Below are 1,210 nucleotides of genomic sequence, written 5' to 3' on the forward strand. Positions count from 1 at the left end.
GAACTAGCTTGCGATTGTCTTTTTCGTTTCTCATAGAAATCAGCGATATGGCAAGGATTGGTATGACGAGCTGAAGCGATGTTATGGATGCACTTAAAGAGAATCTTTCTGGCATAAGGATTGCCTCGTTTGGTGATGTGTTCCTTGGCTAGATAGTTCCCCGATTCGTAATGCCGAAGGTCAATACCGATAAAGGCGTTGATCTGATTGGCAGACTGAAACCGGCGAATATCTCCCAATTCGCCAATAATACTTGTCGCAGTTGTTTCAGCTATTCCAGGAATGGAGAGAAGGATCTCATATTCTGGTAAGGGATGAGCTAATGCCACCATCTCGTCTAAGACAGTCTGTCTGCGTTTGGATAATCTCAGTAATTCCTGTGCATAGTAACGGACCTCTTCCATCATGGGAGAGGTTTTCTCGACTGCACAATAGGACTGTTTCGCAAGTGCCGTGAGTTTTTCAGCCAGATAAGCCGCACGCTTTTCAGAAATCCGTTTTGAAGTAGACGTGCGGATGACATCTACTAAGTCCCTCTCCTCCCATTCCAGTACAAACTTCTTACACGGGAAAGCTATCACTAAGTTCCAATACTGCTCACCAGTTGGTGCTGACAAGAGATCTTCCAACTCGGGGAACGTGACTTGCAAGACCTTGTGAAGACGATTTTTAGTCCGGACAATATCCTCTGTTAGATTCTGGTAGAAGCGGCTCAAGTCACGTAACTGTTGATAGACTTCTTCCTGAACGTAGCTGGACTTTCTGTTCAGAATAAATTGAGAGTGTGCTAACTTCTCAGCGTCAATTTTGTCTGTTTTACGAACCCGTAAGCCATCCAGTTGTTTCTTAGCTTCTAGAGGATTCAGGCGAGTATAAGTGTAGCCATTATTCTCCAGAAAGGCTTGAAAGCGACGAGAATAGACACCCGTCGCCTCGAAGATAATCTCGGGATTTTGAACGGATTTCAAGTCGCTTAGCAGATGAGAAAAGCCGAGTGCATCATTTGTCATAGTGTAGCTATGTACTTTCTCACCATTGACCAGAATCGCCACTTCTGAACTTGTTTTACTAACGTCAATTCCAAATACTACTCGCATGATGATTACCTCTTTGTCTTGAATGATGATTTGTTTTAGTGATTTCATTTTCAATACACGACGTCGGGCGTCCCACATACTTTGATAAAATTCTGCCTAAAACAAGTGTCTTG

At 43.5% G+C, this 1,210-nt stretch carries 1 protein-coding gene; it reads right to left on the reverse strand.

What is annotated here, in order from left to right; all coding sequences use genetic code 11:
- Positions 1–1,097: IS110 family RNA-guided transposase (locus tag BU200_RS10535; RefSeq protein WP_142237054.1), on the reverse strand; the 1,097-nt coding region annotated here is incomplete at its 3' end.
- Positions 1,098–1,210 lie beyond the last annotated feature (113 nt).

It is taken from the genome of Streptococcus acidominimus (genome assembly GCF_001921825.1).
Classification (GTDB): Bacteria; Bacillota; Bacilli; order Lactobacillales; family Streptococcaceae; genus Streptococcus; species Streptococcus acidominimus.